This is a genomic window from Herbiconiux moechotypicola (assembly GCF_024979255.1).
In the GTDB taxonomy this organism is placed as follows: Bacteria; Actinomycetota; Actinomycetes; order Actinomycetales; family Microbacteriaceae; genus Herbiconiux; species Herbiconiux moechotypicola.
This window is the reverse complement of the sequence record NZ_JANLCN010000009.1, coordinates 161,537-174,389: the sequence shown is the minus strand read 5'-3', so window position 1 is coordinate 174,389 and position 12,853 is coordinate 161,537. Positions and strand designations below refer to the sequence as shown.

12 protein-coding genes and 1 tRNA gene are annotated in these 12,853 nt (G+C 70.0%); 5 read left to right on the top strand and 8 right to left on the bottom strand.

Features of this window, described 5'->3' with window-relative positions; all coding sequences use genetic code 11:
• Positions 1 to 17 precede the first annotated feature (17 nt).
• On the bottom strand, positions 18 to 2,684 hold the full coding sequence (locus N1031_RS14950; protein WP_259480503.1) for a LuxR C-terminal-related transcriptional regulator: 2,667 nt from the start codon (positions 2,682 to 2,684) through the stop codon (positions 18 to 20).
• Between the two features lie 168 nt (positions 2,685 to 2,852).
• Between N1031_RS14950 and N1031_RS14945 the strand changes: the two genes are divergently transcribed.
• Together N1031_RS14945 and N1031_RS14940 are read left to right on the top strand one after the other, a co-directional pair.
• Entirely contained in the window at positions 2,853 to 3,134 is a 282-nt protein-coding gene (locus N1031_RS14945) for a hypothetical protein (protein WP_259480502.1), read from the top strand.
• 39 nt (positions 3,135 to 3,173) lie between these two features.
• On the top strand, positions 3,174 to 3,656 hold the full coding sequence (locus tag N1031_RS14940; protein WP_259480501.1) for a DUF998 domain-containing protein: 483 nt from the start codon (positions 3,174 to 3,176) through the stop codon (positions 3,654 to 3,656).
• Between the two features lie 54 nt (positions 3,657 to 3,710).
• Here N1031_RS14940 and N1031_RS14935 read toward each other — a convergent pair.
• Positions 3,711 to 3,786, bottom strand: a tRNA-Lys gene (locus N1031_RS14935).
• Positions 3,787 to 3,845: 59 nt separating this feature from the next.
• On the bottom strand, positions 3,846 to 4,349 hold the full coding sequence (locus N1031_RS14930) for a septum formation family protein (RefSeq protein ID WP_259480500.1): 504 nt from the start codon (positions 4,347 to 4,349) through the stop codon (positions 3,846 to 3,848).
• Between the two features lie 76 nt (positions 4,350 to 4,425).
• Here N1031_RS14930 and bcp point away from each other — a divergent pair, with 76 nt between their 5' ends.
• Positions 4,426 to 4,908, top strand: a complete 483-nt coding sequence (gene bcp / locus N1031_RS14925) for a thioredoxin-dependent thiol peroxidase (protein WP_259480499.1) — start codon at positions 4,426 to 4,428, stop codon at positions 4,906 to 4,908.
• Positions 4,909 to 4,921: 13 nt separating this feature from the next.
• Here the strand turns inward: bcp and N1031_RS14920 are convergent, their stop codons facing one another.
• Positions 4,922 to 5,284: a hypothetical protein gene (locus tag N1031_RS14920; protein ID WP_259480498.1), complete on the bottom strand. Its 363-nt coding sequence runs from the start codon at positions 5,282 to 5,284 to the stop codon at positions 4,922 to 4,924.
• 278 nt (positions 5,285 to 5,562) lie between these two features.
• On the opposite strand from N1031_RS14920, the gene N1031_RS14915 reads away from it, so the two are divergent.
• Positions 5,563 to 5,811, top strand: a complete 249-nt coding sequence (locus tag N1031_RS14915) for a WhiB family transcriptional regulator (protein WP_136641661.1) — start codon at positions 5,563 to 5,565, stop codon at positions 5,809 to 5,811.
• A 12-nt stretch (positions 5,812 to 5,823) separates the two neighbouring features.
• On the opposite strand, the gene N1031_RS14910 is transcribed toward N1031_RS14915, so the two are convergent.
• Positions 5,824 to 7,317 (bottom strand): sensor histidine kinase, encoded by a 1,494-nt coding sequence (locus tag N1031_RS14910; protein ID WP_259480497.1) that lies wholly within the window; start codon positions 7,315 to 7,317, stop codon positions 5,824 to 5,826.
• 342 nt (positions 7,318 to 7,659) lie between these two features.
• Between N1031_RS14910 and N1031_RS14905 the strand changes: the two genes are divergently transcribed.
• On the top strand, positions 7,660 to 8,202 hold the full coding sequence (locus N1031_RS14905; protein WP_259480496.1) for an Rv3235 family protein: 543 nt from the start codon (positions 7,660 to 7,662) through the stop codon (positions 8,200 to 8,202).
• Positions 8,203 to 8,277: 75 nt separating this feature from the next.
• Here the strand turns inward: N1031_RS14905 and secA are convergent, their stop codons facing one another.
• From secA to N1031_RS14890, 3 genes are all read right to left on the bottom strand, one after another.
• Complete coding sequence (gene secA, locus N1031_RS14900) at positions 8,278 to 11,196, bottom strand: preprotein translocase subunit SecA (RefSeq protein ID WP_259480495.1); 2,919 nt, start codon at positions 11,194 to 11,196, stop codon at positions 8,278 to 8,280.
• Positions 11,197 to 11,314: 118 nt separating this feature from the next.
• A complete protein-coding gene (gene hpf, locus N1031_RS14895) occupies positions 11,315 to 12,019 on the bottom strand; it encodes a ribosome hibernation-promoting factor, HPF/YfiA family (protein ID WP_259480494.1) in 705 nt (234 codons plus the stop codon).
• 132 nt (positions 12,020 to 12,151) lie between these two features.
• On the bottom strand, positions 12,152 to 12,826 hold the full coding sequence (locus tag N1031_RS14890; RefSeq protein WP_259480493.1) for a ComF family protein: 675 nt from the start codon (positions 12,824 to 12,826) through the stop codon (positions 12,152 to 12,154).
• Between the last annotated feature and the right edge of the window lie 27 nt (positions 12,827 to 12,853).

Genomic DNA, 12,853 nt, shown 5'->3' with positions numbered 1-12,853 from the left:
GGCGTTATGAGTAGTTGCTACCCAAAGGGACTCTCGACCTGGAGCCCGCCCAGCTCGGCGGCGAGCTCACGACGGCCGCTGATGCCGAGCTTGCGGTAGATGCGCGAGAGGTGGTTGTCGACCGTGCGCACCGAGATGCCGTACTCGGTGGCCAGCTCGGCGCTCGTGCGATGCGAGGCGGCCCCGGAGGCGAGCTGCCACTCGCGGTCGGTGAGCGGGGTGACCGTGGGCTGCGTGGGCCGGCGGTGCGGCAGGATCGCGACGCCGGCGCGCACGGTCCACGAGTCGGCGAGCCTCCGCGCGCGGCTCTCCCTCACGGGGTCGGCGGCCGAGGCCTCGGCCACCCAGCGCGCCGCGTCGATCGCGGGGCCCAGCAGCGAGGCGTCGGCGAGGTGCTTCGCGGCGCCCAGCACGTCGCCCCGGCCCGCCACCGCCTGCGCGTGTGCGAGGTGGAGCGGAAAGGCACCGCTCGCGGCTGTGAGATGCGGGAGCATGACCGCGGACCCGATGCCCGGATCGATGCGCACACCCTCGTAGGCGACGAGTGCCGCGAGATAGCGGTGGCCGTCGTCGGCCGCGCGGGCGACCGCCGGGGCGAGCGTGCGCACGGCCTGCCCGGGCCGGCCCGTGGAGGCGGAGACCCAGGCCCGGGCGAGGGCGGCGTACAACTGCGCCTTCGGATCGCGCAGCTCGCAGCTCGCGGTCTGGTCGAGCCAGCTGCGCGCGATCGCGAAGCGGCCCGTGCGTGCCGCGACGGCGGCGGAGAGCGCGTCGGCCGCGGGCAGCAACCCGGCGATGTCGCGCCAGACCAGATCTCGCCGCCCGTCGGAGACCAACGACCAGGCCCGGGCGGGTGAGCCCGCGTGCAGCTCGATGAGAGCCAGGGCGAAGCGCCACAGGCCGCGCGCGCTCGGATTGGAGCGCTCGGAGGCGGCCAGCTCTGTCCGAGCCTCCCGCTTGGCCTCGGGCAGCCGCCCGGTGAACGCCAGCACCAGCACTCTCGAGAGCTGCAGCAGGTCGCGCGCGTTGGGCAGCTCGTCGCGAAAGCGGTCTGCCGCGGTGAGTCCGCGCTCGACCGCCTTCTCGGCCAGCTCCAGGTCGCCGTTCATGGTCTGCAGCGACGCCGTGACGATGAGGAGGTTGAGGTCGCCCGGCGTCTCCACCTCGCCCCGAGCGGCGAGGGCGTGCAGCTCGGTGCTCCCGCCGACCCCTGCCATCACCCGCCACTTGATGCGCTCCGCCGCCAGGGCCGAGCGGTGCTCCTCGCCCTGCAGCCTGCCGAGCACCCACTCGGCCCGGTCGAGCGCCCGCTCAGGGTGCCGGGTGCGGAACGCCAGATGGTTGCCCTCGGCCACGGCCAGTGCGAGCACGAACTCCTCGTCGATCACCTCGTCGTCTCCCAGTGCATCCCACGCGGCCCCGAAACGGCGGGTCGCGCCCTCGAGGTCACCGATCTGCGACAGCGACTGGGCGACGACGAACTCCCCCGTGGCGCGGAGCTCGAGATCGTCGCCGGCGCCGGCCACGGCGTGCTCGCCCAGGGTGATGGCGGTCGTGTACCGCTGCTCAGCGAGCTCGCCGCGGGCCAGGCGGATGAGCAGGGCCGGTTCCACGCGCTGACCTGCCGCGAGCTGCAGCACCGCCCGGCGCACCCGGTGCTGCGGGTAGCCGTCGAGCATGTCGGCTCCGGCCGCGCAGAAACCGGGTCGCAGCAGGTCGGAGACGCTGGTGAGCACCACCGGTGCGTAGAGCGGATGCGCGGGAGTCACCCACACGCGGCCGTCGGCCCGACGGGTGGAGACCAGCCCCGCCGCTTCGGCGCGCGCGGTGGCTCGCTCGGAGGCTCCGGCCGTGCCCGCCTGTTCGACGGGGACCTCACCGGCCACGGCGAGGAGCCGGAGGAGGTCTTCGACGAGCGGGTCGGTCTCGAGCGGGTCGACCGGCAGCGAGGCGACGAGCTCTGCCGACAAGTAGGGCCACGACGAGCGCCACGCGGCGGACTGCTCACGCAGGTCGCCCGCTCCCGACGCGGCGTCGACCAGCGCCATCAGGGTTCGTGTGCTGCCGCACGAGAGCCGATGCATCTCCTCGGCGGCCAACGCGCCCGCGGCCGGCCCGAGTTCGTCTTTCACCAGCGCGAAGGCGTCGGTGGAGCTCAGCGGCGCGAGCTCGATGGTCGTGGTGGCGAGGCGGTCGAGGCGCGCGGCGGCCGCCCTCCGCCCCGCGATCTCCTCGCGCTGGACGACCGAGAGGACGACCGGGGCGACGCCGGACAGGACGGCCTGTTCGAGCACACAGGCGCTCGAGCTGTCGAGCAGGTCGGCATCGTCGACCACGATCACCGTGCCGGGCTCTGCGGCGGCACGGTGAAAGGCGACGATGGGGTCTGCGGCCGACTCGACGTGTGGCGCGAGCTCGGCCAGCAGCGGCGCCAGGGCGCCGAGCGGTACCTCGGAGAGCTCGGAGCGCCCCCGCACCTCGATGACACTGCGGGTGCGGGTGATCTCGGCCACGAGGGCGTCGAGGAAGGCCGTACGGCCGACGCCCGCGGGCCCCGTGACGAGGAGGACGGGTCGGGTGCCGGCCGTAGCGCCGAGCACGGCGAGCGCCCGGGAGAACGACCTGCTGCGGCCGTGGAGACGGCGGGATGCGCCGGTGACGGTGGTGCTCGGAATCGTGATCATGGGCTGCGATGCCCTTTCTCGTGCGGGAGGTGGTTCGCCGTGAGAGAGCCGCGAACCGGATTGGGTATGAGTAGGTTTACTCAGCGATCGACTACTCAACGAGGCTTCGGAGCAGGTTTACGTAGTGGTCGATCGCGAATTACGTAGTCGGACCCGTATCGTGGGGGTGTGAACACGACCGCCGCGCGCCTCGTCGTCGCACTGCGCGTCGCGTACGTCATCGGTGCCGCGCTGTTCGTGCTCGACGTCGTCATCGCCGTCGTCGCCACGCTGCTCATCGACACGGAGCCGATCGCCTCGCTCGCGGCGCTCGGGGTCTTCGACGTGACGATGGACTGGGTCGCTGTGATCGCGTTCGCGTTCGCGGCGATCGGTGCGGTGCTCACGGTGCTCGCCACCTCGGAGCTGATCCGGGGCGGGGCACCGGAACTCGAACCGCCCGCCCACTAGGGCGCACGGCAGACACGACACGGCGAATCGGGGGATCCGGTGAGCCAGTACCACCTCACGCGATCCCGCCCCGTGATCGTGGTGTCGACGGCGTTCTCGATCCTCGCGGGCATCGGCGCGATCCTCGTGCTCACCGCGCTGGCGGGAGCGGCCGCGATCATCGCCGACCTCCTGCTCGGGGTGTTCACGCTCGCACGCATCCTGATGCCCCTGCTGCCGATGGACGCACCCGGCTCACCCGCGACGACGAGGGGGCGCACGCACAACGTACTCGCCATCCTCAACTTCGCGGCAGTGACCGCGGCGGCCTTCGTGGCCGGCGGCCTGCTGCACGACGAGGGGTTCGCCGCTGCCGCGACGTGGTCGACCGTGTTCGGCATCGTGGCAGCCGTGGGGGCCGCGGGGCTTCTCGCGGGGATCGTGGCGCGCCGCCCGTCACTCTTCGGGCTGTTCGAGCGTGTGATCTACCTCGGCTTCATCCCCTGGTTCGCCCTCATCGGCGTGGTCGCCCTCTCGGCGTGACCGAGGCGGCCGCCGACGAAAAACGGCCCGGAGTCGCTGACCCGGGCCGTTCACTGGTGCACCCCCAGGGACTTGAACCCTGAACCCACTGATTAAGAGTCAGTTGCTCTGCCGATTGAGCTAGAGGTGCGTGGCTCTCTGCGAGCCAGTCGTCAACGTTAGCATGCTCGGAGCGTGTTCGCGAACCGATCAGATCCCGGCTCCGGCGAGGGTGCCTGTGGTCTTTCCGGAGGGGTCGTGCACGAGGCAGAGCACCTCGCGATCGGAGGCGTTCGACCAGGACTCGACGGTGGGCACGAGGTGGGTGATCTCGTAGATCGAGCTCTCGTACCCGATGCCGACGAATGGCTCGAACGCGGCGATGCAGCCCTCGTCGGCACTCGAGACCACCTCGGCCTTGCCGGGGAACGCCTCGTCGAAGGAGCCGGTGCCGAGCGTGAACGACTCGTACACCTCGTAGTCGTGGGGCTCGCCGCAGTCGAGCTGCAGCACGTCTTCGACCACTCCGGACTCCGAGTCGTCGAAGCAGTCGCCCTCGACGAGCACGAACACGTCAGCCACGCCCGGGCCGGTGGCCTCGGCGTCGCCACCGGGGTCTCCCTCAGGTGACGGGAGCAGGGCGCACGAAGTGAGGAGGGGGACCAGGACGGCGGCCCCGGCGAGGGCCGCAAGACGGTGTAGGGAGCGGGTCATGGGATCAGTGTCGGGTGCGGGCGACCAGGGGCGTGATGAGCAATTGCTGCTCAGCGGGCTGCGCGATACTGGAGGCATGACCGAGACGACCGCACGCATCCAGGCCGGCGACACCGCCCCCGATTTCACGCTCCTCGACCAAGACGGCGCCGAGGTGACCCTCTCGGGGCTGCGCGGCCAGAAGGTGATCGTCTACTTCTACCCCGAAGCCGGCACGCCCGGGTGCACCACGGAGGCCTGCGACTTCCGCGACAACCTCAACTCGCTGAAGAGCGCCGGCTACACGGTGCTCGGCGTGTCGCGGGACGCACCGGCGAAGCTCAAAGGGTTCGTCGACGATCAGGGGCTGAACTTCACACTGCTCTCCGACCCCGACAGCGCGGTGCACGAACTCTACGCGGCATGGGGCGAGAAGAAGCTCTACGGCAAGACCGTGGTCGGGGTGCTGCGCTCGACCTTCGTGATCGACGAGGAGGGCGTCGTGACCCTGGCGCTCTACAACGTCAAGGCCACCGGCCACGTGGCGTCGCTGCGCAAGAAGCTCGGCATCGACGCCTGACAGCTGCCGTCGTTCAGACCCGCCGGGTGGCCGCCACCACCGGCGGGGTGAACAGCAGGAGCAGGCAGGCCAACGCCGAGAGCAGCAGGTACCAGCCCGCTCCGGCCGGCTCCACGAGTCCCTGGAAGCAGCCGATGGCGATGACGACCTGGAGGATCTGCCAGGTGAGCGTCGCCGCCCGCGTCCACGGCTGGGCGCGCAGCAGATTGACCGCGACGAACGCCAGGAACACCGCCGCGATCGCGGCCAGCACGACGATGGCGGCCGCGGTCTCGAACGACGACTGCTGGTTCGTGAGAAGCTCGAGCAGGAGCCACACCACCACGCCGGCCATCACCAGCGCCTCGGCCCCGACGATCGCGGCGAGAACGCTCAACAGCACCGGTCTGGGCCCGCGTGGGGCACCGCCCGGCCCCGAAGGTTCACCGGATGTCGATGCGTCGTTCACCTGATCAGCCACGGCCGTACTCCATACAAAAGCCTTGATTTGCGTATACCAGTATGCGAGCATATTCGAGGTCAATGTGGCTCACAGTGACGTGAGCGGGTGCAATCTCCTCTGATTGCAGCGTCCACCGTGCCATTGACCTTCACCCGAATCCTTTAGGTCGACGTCTCGACCGAAGCACCCTGGCAACATAAGGAGCTCCCGCTATGGATTGGCGCGACAAAGCCGCCTGCCTGACCGCAGACCCCGAGCTGTTCTTCCCCGTCGGCAACACCGGCCCGGCGGTCGACCAGATCGACAAGGCGAAGGCCGTCTGCTCGCGCTGCTCCGTCACCGAGATCTGCCTCCAGTACGCCCTCGAGACCGGTCAGGACTCGGGCGTGTGGGGCGGCCTCAGCGAAGACGAGCGCCGCGCTTTGAAGCGGCGCGCCGCAAGGGCGCGCCGCGCCTCCTGACCTCGTGTTCCGCTAGGCCTTCTTCACCCAGCGCAACGGGATCTCGATCGTCACGACCGTTCCACTGCCCACCATCGTGTGCCAGTCGATCGTGCCGCCCAGCTCACCCTGGATGAGGGTGCGCACGATCTGCGTGCCGAGACCCGAACCCACCTTGCCCTCGGGCAGACCGGTTCCGCTGTCGCGCACCTCGACCGTGAGGGTCTCCTCCGACCGGGTGGCCACGATCTCGACCTCGCCCTCCTGACCGGCCAGCCCGTGCTCGACGGCGTTCGTGACGAGCTCGGTGAGCGCCAGCGCCAGCGGTGTGGCGTACTCGCTCGGCAGCACGCCGAAACTGCCTGACGACTTCGGATGCACGGTGGTGTTGTGCGCAGAGGCCACCTCGGCCACGAGCAGCAGCACCCGGTCGAACACGGTGTCGAAGTCGACCCGCTGGTTGAGGCCCTCCGACAGGGTGTCATGCACCACCGCGATCGCGGCGACCCGGCGCATCGCCTGGGTGAGCGCCTCGCGGGCCTCGTCGGAGTGGGTGCGCCTGGCCTGGATGCGCAGCAGCGACGCCACCGTCTGCAGGTTGTTCTTCACCCGGTGGTGGATCTCGCGGATGGTGGCGTCTTTCGTGATGAGCTCGCGCTCCTGATGACGCAGCTCCGTGACGTCGCGGCTCAGCACGATGGCACCGAAACGGTGGCCCCGGGTGCGCAACGGGATCGCCCGGAGCGAGACCGTCACCCCGCGCGCCTCAATGTCGGTGCGCCAGGGCGCGCGGCCGGTGACGACCAGCGGCAACGACTCGTCGACGATGAGACGCCCGCTGAGGAGCCCCGTCGTGACTTCGGCGAGCGACTGCCCCTCGAGCTCGCCGGCGAAACCCATCCGGTTGAACGCCGAGAGTCCGTTGGGGCTGGCGAAGGTGACGACACCGTCGACGTCGAGCCTGATGAGACCGTCGGATGCGCGCGGGGCGCCCCGGCGAGGACCGGTGGGGGCGCCGAGATCGGGGAAGTCGCCCGCCGCGATCATGGCGAACAGGTCGTTGGCGCACTCGTTGAAGGTGAGCTCCTGCCGGCTGGGGGTGCGGGCCTCGCTGAGGTTCGTGTGCCGGGTGATGACCGCGATGGGACGGTCGGTCGTGATCTGCTCGGAGACCGAGACACGCCGCATGACGGGGACGGCGCGCACGCGGGTGGGCGTCTCCTCGTACCAGTCCGGCGCGGCGGTGTCGACGATCTGACCGCTCTCGAAGGCGTCGGTGACCTGCTTGCGCCACTCCGGCTTGATGGTCTGGCCGACGAAGTCGCGGTAGAAGAGTGTCGCCGAGCTCGACGGACGCGAGTGCGCGACCGCGATGAAGGTGCCGTCACTCGTGGGGACCCACAGCACGATGTCGGCGAAGGCCAGGTCGGCGAGGAGCTGGCAGTCGCTGACGAGGAGGTGCAGCCACTCGATGTCGGCTTCGGTGGAGCTGCCGTGGGTGGTGACGAGGTCGCTGAGTGTGGACACCCGACTAGCCTAACCGCCCTCATCCGCAGGCTCCCGTGACCGCGTTTCCCTACGAAGCGGCCACGGGAGCGGCTGGATCCGGCCACCCCGGCGACAGGTCGGGGGACGAGGGGTGACCGGACATCTCTGACATCCAGGAGAGATTCCATCATCGACGAGCGCGCGGGCGGTATGAGCAGTTTCCACTCAGTGACCGTCGGCTGTGATCGACCCTCGGCGGATTCCACAGGGCACAAACGCTGCTGGACAAGCTGTCGTCGACACTGGTTGAGTGACTGCCCACGGAATGTAGTTGAGCAATGCTTACCTCAAGCGGGGCTCACGTGGCACCGAAGGAGTTCCATGCAGTCATCACCCTCCCTCCTGGCTCCCGCGCCCGCCCGGCCTTCGGCCAGACGCATCGCTCCGGCCGGCCGTGCGGCCGCACCTCCGGCCCGCCACCCCTCACCGCCGCCGGACGACCTCGCACCCGGGACCGCCGCCCCTCCTGACGACGCCGCCCGGTTCGACACCGAGGCCGCGGGCCGCACCTCGTCGCCGCGGGAGCTCCCCGACCCACGCCCCCTGGTGGAAGCCCTGGCGCGCTGCGTGGTGGAGATCCTCGCAGGTCTGCGCGAACTCGATCAGATCGCGCGCTGGCTGAGCACCGACGCCCACGCGCACCTCATGAAGCGCGTCGTGCTCGCGAGACGCGCGCGGCAGTCGCTCACCGCCAGTCCCAGCCGCCCGGTCTTCAAGATGGGGAGCACCGTGCTCGGGCGCCCCGAACCGGATGTGGTGGAGGCGGTCGTCATCGTGCACGGGCGGGCACGAGCCCGGGCCGTCGCGATCCGGCTCGAAGCGCTCGACCAGCGCTGGAGGGCGAGCGCGGTGCACGTGCTCTGAACCTCCCCCGCCGGCCCGCCTGCGTTCTGCCCACTCGCCCCCAGGGGCGTGGTCAGAACGCGGGCGCGGCCGAGGTCAGCGCTTCTTCTTGCCCTGGGCGCGGCGCTGCGCGCGGTTCACCGGGGCGGCACTCGGGGCGGCATCGCCGCCGGCGGCACCCGAGGTACCCGAACCTGAACCGGAGCCCGAAGCACCTGAACCCGACCCGCCCGCCGGGCGTGCGCCGCCCGAAGACCGGGTGCCGCCTCCGGCCGCCTGCCGACCGGACTGCTGCGGGGTGCCTCCGCGCGAGAAGGTGCTCGACACGGGGGAGGTCTGCTCCTCGGCCTGCTGCGCGCGGGCGGTGGCGGCCTGCTCGATCTGGCCCCGCTGGTTGCGCACCTCCACACCCCCGGAGTCGCTCGGAGCCGAGAAGCTCAGCCGCTCGGGGGCGGCGGTCGGCTGCCCGAGACCCTTGGCCTCGACCGTGGGTCCGCCGACCGCGCTCGGGGCGGAGTTGACCTCGACCTCGAGGTTGAAGAGGAAGCCGACGGTCTCCTCGCGGATCTGGCCCATCATCGACTGGAACAGCGCGAATCCCTCACGCTGGTACTCCACGAGCGGGTCGCGCTGCGCCATCGCGCGCAGCCCGATGCCGTCTTTGAGGTAGTCCATCTCGTAGAGGTGGTCGCGCCAGCGGCGGTCGATGACCGAGAGCACCACCCGGCGCTCGAGCTCCCGCATCGCCGCCTCGCCGAGCGTCTCCTCACGGCGCTGGTAGGCCAGTCGCGCATCCGAGAGCACCTCGTTGGTGATGAAGTCGCGACTCACCCGGCCCTTGCTGCCCGCCTCGGCCACGACCTCGTCGACCGAGATCGAGATGGGGTACAGCGTCTTGAGCTCGGCCCACAGCGCGTCGAAGTCCCACTCGTCGCCGTTGCCCGTGGCCGCGTGGTCGGCGATGACCGCCTCCACCACGTCGTCGAGGAACTTCTGGGCGCGGTCTTGCAGGTTGTCGCCCTCGAGGATGTGCCGGCGGTCGCTGTAGATCGCCTCGCGCTGACGGTTGAGGACATCGTCGTACTTCAGCACGTTCTTGCGGATCTCGGCGTTGCGCCCCTCGACCTGGGACTGGGCGCTGCGGATGGCGCGCGACACCACCTTCGACTCGATCGCGAGGTCGTCGGGCACGCTCGAGCGGCCCATCAGGCTCTCGGCCGCGCCCGCGTTGAACAGCCGCATGAGGTCGTCGGTGAGCGAGAGGTAGAAGCGGCTCTCACCCGGGTCGCCCTGACGGCCGGAACGACCGCGCAACTGGTTGTCGATGCGGCGGGACTCGTGGCGTTCGGTGCCGAGCACGTAGAGGCCCCCGGCCTCGATCACCCGCTCGGCCTCGGTGTCGACCTCGGCCTTGCGCTCGGCGAACACCTCGTCCCACGCGGCCTCGTACTCGTCGGGGGTCTCCACCGGGCTGAGGCCGCGGTTGTTCATCTCGGCCACCGCGAGGAACTCGGCGTTGCCGCCGAGCATGATGTCGGTGCCGCGGCCGGCCATGTTGGTGGCGACGGTGACGGAGCCGTAGCGCCCCGCCTGGGCCACGATGGCTGCCTCCCGGGCGTGGTTCTTGGCGTTCAGCACCTCGTGCCGCACACCGCGCTTGGCCAGTAGCCGCGAGAGGTACTCGCTCTTCTCCACGCTCGTGGTGCCGACGAGCACCGGCTGGCCCTTCTCGTGACGCTCCACGATGTCTTCGACCACCTGGTCGAACTTGGCCTGCTCGTTCTTGTAGACGAGGTCGGGCTGGTCGATGCGCTGCATCGGCCGGTTGGTGGGGATGGCCACCACACCGAGCTTGTAGGTGCTCATGAACTCGGCGGCCTCTGTCTCGGCGGTACCGGTCATGCCGGAGAGCTTCTCGTAGAGGCGGAAGTAGTTCTGCAGGGTGACGGTGGCGAGCGTCTGGTTCTCGGCCTTGACCGCCACACCCTCCTTGGCCTCGATCGCCTGATGGATGCCCTCGTTGTACCGGCGCCCGGCAAGGATGCGGCCGGTGTGCTCGTCGACGATCAGCACCTCGCCGTTCAGCACGACGTAGTCCTTGTCTTTCTTGAACAGCGCCTTCGCCTTGATGGCGTTGTTCAGGAACGAGATGAGAGGGGTGTTCGCCGACTCGTAGAGGTTGTCGATGCCGAGATAGTCTTCGACCTTCTCGATGCCCGGCTCGAGCACGCCCACGGTGCGCTTCTTCTCGTCGACCTCGTAGTCTTCTTCGGCCACGAGCTTCTTGGCCAGCTGGGCGAACTCGTTGAACCAGCGGTTCGCCTCGCCCGAGGCGGGTCCCGAGATGATGAGCGGGGTGCGGGCCTCGTCGATGAGGATGGAGTCGACCTCGTCGACGATGGCGAAGAAGTGGCCGCGCTGCACCATGTCGGAGGCCTGCCACGCCATGTTGTCACGCAGGTAGTCGAAGCCGAACTCGTTGTTCGTGCCGTAGGTGATGTCGGCCGCGTACTGGGTGCGGCGCTCCGCGGGGGTCTGGCCGGCCAGGATGCAGCCGGTGGTCATTCCGAGTGCACGGAAGACGCGGCCCATGAGCTCGCTCTGGTAGCCGGCGAGGAAGTCGTTGACCGTGATGACGTGGACGCCCTTGCCCGCGATGGCGTTCAGATAGGCGGCCGTGGTGGCGACGAGGGTCTTGCCCTCACCGGTCTTCATCTCGGCGATGTTGCCGAGATGGAGGGCGGCACCACCCATGAGCTGCACGTCGAAGTGCCGGAGCCCCAGCGTGCGGGACGCGGCCTCGCGCACCGCCGCGAACGCCTCGGGGAGCAGGTGGTCGAGACTCTCCCCCGACTCGTAGCGCTCGCGCAGCCGTGGCGTCTCGTCGCGGAGCTCCTCGTCGCTCAGGGCCTGGAAGTCCTCTTCGAGGGCGTTGATGGCCTTGGCGTAGTTCTGGAGCCTGCGAAGGGTGCGGCCCTCACCGACACGAAGGACCTTTTCGAGTACTGAGGCCACGGAGTCTCCCACTGCAATCGTGCCTGCGCGTGCGCACAGGCGATAGCAATACTAGTTGCTCGTGCCTGAGCGTCGGCGGGGCATCCGCCGAGTGCGGTGGGAGAGCTCCGTGCCCTGCTCAGCGAGCCGCCGAACCGGTGGTCTCGAGCTCGAGCTCAGCGAACGCGGCCGCGCTCTCGTCGAGCGCGATCACCCCGTAGTCCCAGCCCTTGCGGCGGTACACCACGCTCGGGCGACCCGACTCGGCGTCGATGAACAGATAGAAGTCATGTCCCACCAGCTCCATGTGGTAGAGCGCGTCGTCGACCGTCATCGGCGCCGCACCGAACACCTTCGTGCGGATGACCACCGGGCAGTAGGCCTCTTCGGCCTCTTCCTCCGCGGCCGAACCGGACGGCGCCTCGGCCGCCGGCAGAGTCGAGCCGGTCAGCGCGCCGACGTCGGCAGGCTGGACGTCGATGAGGCTGAAACCGCCCGTGCTGGCCTCGTGCAGGGAGACGGGCCGGTGCTGGCCGCGGTGCACCTTGCGACGGTCTTTGGCGCGGCGCACGCGCTGCATGAGCTTGGCGATCGCGAGATCGAAGGCCGCGTACTTGTCGGCCGCCGCGCTCTCGGCGCGGACGAGGGGGCCCGGGCCGATGAGGGTGAGTTCGACGCGGTCGTCGCCGCTCTGAGCGCCCGTCGCCGAGCTGTGGCGGCTGACCTTCACCTCGAGCACGAGGGCCTTGTCGGCGAGGTGCGCGACCTTGTCTGCCTTCTCGTTCGCGTACTCGCGAAATCGATCGGTGATCCCTAGGTTTCTTCCGGTGATGTTCACGTCCATGGAGACCTCCTAGCCATCGGTGTGTGACGTCGGATCCGGCCGAGGCGGGATCCTTCGCGCCTTGTGTCGTTCACGCTACCCCGTCGCTCCCCGGGATGTCACCCACGGATTCGCTCGACATTTCCTTGCAGGTCACCGAGTGCTCACCCGGCGCTTCACCGCGTATGCCAGACACGCCGCACCCACTACGAGCGCGCCCGCGGCCCGCGCCGCCCTGGCCGCCTCGACCAGGGTCGAACCGGTGGTCACCACGTCGTCGACGAGCAGCACGCGGTGCCCCCGCAGCCTCGCCGAGGCGACCATGGCGCCCTCCAGGTTGAGCCTCCTGGCCTCGGCCGAGAGCCCCGCCTGGTCGTCGACGTCGCGCCGCAGCGACAACCCCGACCTCGCCGGCCGGAGACCCCCGGCGCGCAACAGCTCCTCCACGGCACCGAAGCCGCGGCGGCGCCGGGCACGAGCCGCGGAGGGCATGGCCACGAGGCGGACCGCGGAGGGGTCGGGCGCGAGGGCGCGCACGGCGCACGCGAGCGCCGGCGCCGCCGCGCGGAGGGCGTCGACCCTCCCGTGCTCCTTCGCCGCCGCCAGGAGCGAGGCCACGGGACCGGCATAGACCAGGGCCGCCACGACGGGCGGCCCGCCGAGCGGGACCGACAGCTCGACCCCGACCACCCGCGGACGCAGGAGCGGTCTGCACCGCGCGCAGACCGAGGTGTCGGGGCTGCCGCAGATGGCGCAGCAGAGGGGCGCCACGAGACCGACGGCCTCGCGCATCCAGGAGGTGGTGACCGCGACGGAAGGAGAACTCATGCGGAGATGGTCGACAGCCCGGCCGCA

What these genes read in the sequence shown, in the direction of transcription:
- N1031_RS14915 (WP_136641661.1), top strand. Translation starts at nt 5,563, where the DNA reads ATGGATTGGCGCGACAAAGCCGCCTGCCTGACCGCAGACCCCGAGCTG.
- bcp (WP_259480499.1), top strand. Translation starts at nt 4,426, where the DNA reads ATGACCGAGACGACCGCACGCATCCAGGCCGGCGACACCGCCCCCGAT.
- N1031_RS14890 (WP_259480493.1), bottom strand. Translation starts at nt 12,826, where the DNA reads ATGAGTTCTCCTTCCGTCGCGGTCACCACCTCCTGGATGCGCGAGGCC.
- N1031_RS14950 (WP_259480503.1), bottom strand. Translation starts at nt 2,684, where the DNA reads ATGATCACGATTCCGAGCACCACCGTCACCGGCGCATCCCGCCGTCTC.
- hpf (WP_259480494.1), bottom strand. Translation starts at nt 12,019, where the DNA reads ATGGACGTGAACATCACCGGAAGAAACCTAGGGATCACCGATCGATTT.
- N1031_RS14930 (WP_259480500.1), bottom strand. Translation starts at nt 4,349, where the DNA reads ATGACCCGCTCCCTACACCGTCTTGCGGCCCTCGCCGGGGCCGCCGTC.
- N1031_RS14905 (WP_259480496.1), top strand. Translation starts at nt 7,660, where the DNA reads ATGCAGTCATCACCCTCCCTCCTGGCTCCCGCGCCCGCCCGGCCTTCG.